Raw genomic sequence first — 4,833 nt, forward strand, 5'->3', positions numbered from 1 at the left:
GACTGAATCTGTCTTGAGTACTCGTTCTTGTCGGATTCCTCCTTCTCTTCTGCCACGCTAACCCCGTGAACTTCTACAAATTATGAACGATTTTGATTACATTTCGATCGCAACTCTCAACCAGTATTCTTACTGTCCTCACCGCTGCTGGCGAATGTCTTGTGCGGGAGAATTCACCGATAATCAGTATACCATTGAAGGGACAAGTTTGCACGATCGCGTTCACACGATGGGCGAGATTAACCGCGATGAAACTTGGCAGGTTCGGGCGATTTGGCTGAAATCTGAGCGCTACAAACTCATTGGGAAATCGGATTTGATTGAGTCGGCGGAGGGTGAGATTTATCCGGTGGAATACAAGCGCGGCCGGAAGGGGGAATGGGATAACGATGAGTTGCAAGTTTGCGCCCAAGCGCTTTGTTTAGAGGAGATGACGGGGAAAACTATTGCGACTGGATATGTGTATTACGCGCAGTCGCATCAGCGCCAATTAGTCGAGATTTCTGAGGGTTTGAGACAGGATGCGATCGCAACTATTGAAAAAGTCGGTGCTCTTTGGCGATCGGGAAATATCCCTTTACCAGTTTACACCTCTCGGTGTAAGGGATGCAGTCTTTTTCCCCAATGTCTGCCCCAAGCTGCTGCCAAAGTCAACCGCTATCAAGAAGCAAGTTAATCTGCAAATAGGAGATTTCACAATGGGAACAGTTTACATTACTCAAGAAGATGCTTTTATTGGCAAAGTGGATGAACGTCTGACGGTTAAAGCTGATAAAAAAAATCTGTTGGACGTGCCATTAATTAAGATTGATGGCGTTGTTGCATTGGGACGCGCTACAGTTTCGCCGGCTGTGGTTGTGGAACTGTTGGAACGTCACATTCCTTTAAGTTTTTTGACAGTAAACGGACGTTATTTGGGGAGGTTGGAACCGGAGATGACGAAAAATATCTTTGTGCGAAAAGCTCAGTGGCAAGCGGCTGGGGAATCGGAACAGGCGGTGCATTTAGTTAGGGGGTTTGTACGGGGAAAACTCAAGAATTACCGCCATACTTTGTTAGAATGTCAGCGCAAATATTCTCCCCAGGAATTTGAAAAGCCCATCGCCCAATTGAAACAAGTCATCGCCTCTATTGATAAAACTTCCAATATTAATTCTCTGCGAGGATTAGAGGGGGCGGGTAGTGCGACTTATTTTGGCTGCTTCAATCGGCTGATTCGCGTGCCGGAATTTAGCTTTGAAGTTCGGCGCCGCCGTCCGCCTACAGATCCGGTAAACTCTCTGTTAAGTTTGGGATATTCTCTGCTGCGGCACGATGTTCAAAGTGCAGTGAATATTGTGGGATTCGATCCGTATTTGGGATATTTGCATTTTGAGCGCTATGGGCGTCCTTCCTTAGCGCTGGATTTGATGGAAGAATTTCGACCTTTGGTAGTTGATGCTGTAGTGTTGACGGCGATCAATTTGCAGAAAGTTTGCCCTAGCGATTTTACCGCAGAACCGTTGAGTGGCGCGGTTTCTTTGACAAAAGAAGCGCTGCACAATTTTTTGCGACTTTACGAACAAAAGAAACAGTCAAAGTTCAAGCATCCAGTGATGGAAAAGTTGTGTACTTATCAAGAAGCTTTTGAAATTCAAGGGCGGTTGATGGCTAAGTATTTGATGGGTGAAGTTGATAAGTATCCGCCTTTGGTTCTGAAATAGGGAGGGCGATCGAGTTATGTTTGTTTTGGTTTGCTACGATATATCCGAGGACAAGCGCCGCACTAAGATTCACCAGATTCTCAAGTCTTATGGGGAATGGAAGCAGTATTCGGTGTTTCATTGCGACGTGACGGATACTCAGTATGCCCGGATGCGCCAACGTCTGAGTAGGGTGATTAAGTCGGAAGAAGACAGCATCCTGTTTCATTCTTTGTGTGCTTGCTGTCAGGGCAAGATCGAGCGGATTGGCGGCCGGGCACCGATCGATACTACGATTTTTATGGTGTGATTTTGCGTCTGGCTGTGGGTGTAGAACGGAGGGGGTGAATTTTAATGGCCAAGAGCTTTACCAGGACTGGGTTTGCGGTGGTTTGTACCTCATGCGGGTCAGACGCAAATGCTGAAAGTTTTACTGGGAGAGAGTTTGAGGTCTATTTGAATTTTGCCCTCTTGACAGGGCGATCGTTGAAACGGTATATTGATTGCAATCAGACGCAACTGAACCTTGAAAACCTTATATTTCAAGCCTCCCAGACCCCGGCGGCCGGAAACAACCTAAAACCCTATCAGGGATTGAAACTGTTCATATCAATCAATAAACCGCTTACAAAGGCCGGAAACAACCTAAAACCCTATCAGGGATTGAAACTTGATCGGGATAGGATAGGATAGGATAACCCATGCCGGAAACAACCTAAAACCCTATCAGGGATTGAAACAAGATACAAGCCGCCCGGAACCATTAAAGACGCTTTGCCGGAAACAACCTAAAACCCTATCAGGGATTGAAACATTGTTGAACTATGATCAATTTTGCGGTTTACTGTGCCGGAAACAACCTAAAACCCTATCAGGGATTGAAACATTATGTTGCTTCGCTTTGCAAAATTAGCTGGGCCGGAAACAACCTAAAACCCTATCAGGGATTGAAACACAATCTGCGACGCTTCGGCTACAGTCATCGATCGCCGGAAACAACCTAAAACCCTATCAGGGATTGAAACGAAATCTTGCTCGGTACGCCTACAAAATCAGGCAAATTGCCGGAAACAACCTAAAACCCTATCAGGGATTGAAACCAAAATATACCGCGCGCGCAAGCGATCGCTAAGTGTTGCCGGAAACAACCTAAAACCCTATCAGGGATTGAAACAGAAGCTGCAATGGCTGAAGACGGCAACAAAACCGGCCGGAAACAACCTAAAACCCTATCAGGGATTGAAACGTTGACGAAAAATTTCTACAGCCGGCTGTTTAAAAAGCCGGAAACAACCTAAAACCCTATCAGGGATTGAAACTCACGAGCATGAACAGAGAGCCGGAGTGCGATCGGGCCGGAAACAACCTAAAACCCTATCAGGGATTGAAACACACGTTGGAAGCCTGCCGCTGCAAAATCTCCGGGGCCGGAAACAACCTAAAACCCTATCAGGGATTGAAACCGGCATCCCGAAAGAATTATCATTTTGAGTCCTGAAGCCGGAAACAACCTAAAACCCTATCAGGGATTGAAACCTGGTAAACTTCCAAGTCAGTTAATCCTCTTGCGCCGGAAACAACCTAAAACCCTATCAGGGATTGAAACAATATTGTGGATGAATCTGTGCAGTTTGCAGTAGGGCCGGAAACAACCTAAAACCCTATCAGGGATTGAAACAACAATTGGCTGTTCGCTAGTGTTCGGAGTTCGAGCCGGAAACAACCTAAAACCCTATCAGGGATTGAAACCGAGCAATTACCTCTGCTCTGCCTTTTTTTATACCAAGCCGGAAACAACCTAAAACCCTATCAGGGATTGAAACCGGCACTAGGACAGACGCAAGCCGATATAGAAAAGCGCCGGAAACAACCTAAAACCCTATCAGGGATTGAAACTCAACAGAGCCAGAGTCAGATGCAGAAATAAATGCCGGAAACAACCTAAAACCCTATCAGGGATTGAAACGAGGCGACTTTGCCTTTGCATTCAGGACACGTAATGCCGGAAACAACCTAAAACCCTATCAGGGATTGAAACCCCTGGGTCGCCGTTAAAATTGATAATTGTCTCAGGCCGGAAACAACCTAAAACCCTATCAGGGATTGAAACTTCGTATTTAGACTGAATCACTTTGTAGCGCGGGTGCGCCGGAAACAACCTAAAACCCTATCAGGGATTGAAACCTATGATACAAAGTCGGTTTATTGTTGATGATAAAGCCGGAAACAACCTAAAACCCTATCAGGGATTGAAACTGGGGTGAGTATAACGCTATCCCATTCACGCTCGAGCCGGAAACAACCTAAAACCCTATCAGGGATTGAAACTCATTCACGGCTACTTTACCCGCTTCGGCCATATAGCCGGAAACAACCTAAAACCCTATCAGGGATTGAAACGAGATTTTTGAGCCATTGAGAATAAGGGAGTGAGTGCCGGAAACAACCTAAAACCCTATCAGGGATTGAAACAGCTGGCACAAGGCAATTCAGGGATTATCGCTTGGCGCCGGAAACAACCTAAAACCCTATCAGGGATTGAAACAGGGTGCGATGGCCGCTAATCTCCATAATCACTCGCGCCGGAAACAACCTAAAACCCTATCAGGGATTGAAACGACAACGGCCATGCAAGGCAGCGCGAAAAAAATGGCCGGAAACAACCTAAAACCCTATCAGGGATTGAAACCATGTGATTATTTTAGCGGCGGATGGGATTGAGAGGCCGGAAACAACCTAAAACCCTATCAGGGATTGAAACCTGATTGCGATATTCGTATGAGCTTAGCTGCTGCTTGGCCGGAAACAACCTAAAACCCTATCAGGGATTGAAACGCTGGAGATGCCGTGAGCCTCACACAGCGGATCATCGGCCGGAAACAACCTAAAACCCTATCAGGGATTGAAACAAAAAGTTAGGAGCGGTTTTTTGGTGTAAATTTTTGCCGGAAACAACCTAAAACCCTATCAGGGATTGAAACTAAATCTTCCGGCTCATTGGACAAGTCCGGGTCGGGCCGGAAACAACCTAAAACCCTATCAGGGATTGAAACTTGACTTTCTCACAAAGCTGCATAAGCTGTTGTGCCTTTAAATAGGGTATAATAAAAAATTAGTTTAGTCAATTTATACAAAAATGCCAGCTAAAAAC

General features: G+C 45.9%; 3 protein-coding genes and 1 CRISPR repeat array. All 3 genes read left to right on the top strand.

From position 1 onward, the window contains the following. Positions 1-82: 82 nt before the first annotated feature. From cas4 to cas2, 3 genes are read left to right on the top strand one after another with little or no spacing between them, the layout of a single operon-like run. A complete protein-coding gene (gene cas4 / locus QUA90_RS29975) occupies positions 83-676 on the top strand; it encodes a CRISPR-associated protein Cas4 (RefSeq protein WP_333080739.1) in 594 nt (197 codons plus the stop codon). Between the two features lie 22 nt (positions 677-698). Further along, positions 699-1,703: a type I-D CRISPR-associated endonuclease Cas1d gene (gene cas1d, locus QUA90_RS29980; protein WP_333448750.1), complete on the top strand. Its 1,005-nt coding sequence runs from the start codon at positions 699-701 to the stop codon at positions 1,701-1,703. Positions 1,704-1,719: 16 nt separating this feature from the next. Further along, positions 1,720-1,992, top strand: a complete 273-nt coding sequence (cas2, locus tag QUA90_RS29985) for a CRISPR-associated endonuclease Cas2 (RefSeq protein WP_333448751.1) — start codon at positions 1,720-1,722, stop codon at positions 1,990-1,992. Positions 1,993-2,246: 254 nt separating this feature from the next. Beyond that, positions 2,247-4,735: a CRISPR direct-repeat array (repeat unit 37 nt; unit sequence GCCGGAAACAACCTAAAACCCTATCAGGGATTGAAAC). Positions 4,736-4,833: the final 98 nt, after the last annotated feature.

It is taken from the genome of Microcoleus sp. D3_18_C4 (genome assembly GCF_036702355.1).
GTDB lineage: Bacteria > Cyanobacteriota > Cyanobacteriia > Cyanobacteriales > Microcoleaceae > Microcoleus.

Bases quoted from the DNA above. Each gene is read 5' to 3' on its own strand.
- cas1d (WP_333448750.1), top strand. From the start codon at position 699: ATGGGAACAGTTTACATTACTCAAGAAGATGCTTTTATTGGCAAAGTG.
- cas2 (WP_333448751.1), top strand. From the start codon at position 1,720: ATGTTTGTTTTGGTTTGCTACGATATATCCGAGGACAAGCGCCGCACT.
- cas4 (WP_333080739.1), top strand. From the start codon at position 83: ATGAACGATTTTGATTACATTTCGATCGCAACTCTCAACCAGTATTCT.